1 protein-coding gene is annotated in these 248 nt (G+C 41.9%); it reads right to left on the reverse strand.

What is annotated here, in order from left to right; genetic code table 11:
- Positions 1-40: 40 nt before the first annotated feature.
- The coding region (locus tag ACNEUN_RS06375) for a hypothetical protein (protein WP_463631611.1) at positions 41-248 on the reverse strand (208 nt) is incomplete at its 5' end.

Here is a 248-nt window from a genome sequence, read left to right on the forward strand (position 1 = left end):
TTCTAAATCCAGCTTGAACATCTGGAAGTTCTTGGTTCACTTACTGCTGAAGCCTCGCTTGGAGAATTTTGAGCATTACTTTGATAGCATGTAAGATGAGTGCAATTGGGCAGTAGTTTGAACATTCTTTGGCATTGCCTTTCTTTGGGATTGGAATGAAAACTGACCTTTTCCAGTCCTGTGGCCATTGCTGAGTTTTCCAAATTTGCTGGCATATTGAGTGCAGCGCTTTCACAGCATCATGTTTC

The sequence above is a fragment of the Gardnerella sp. C0684A1 genome (genome assembly GCF_055326835.1).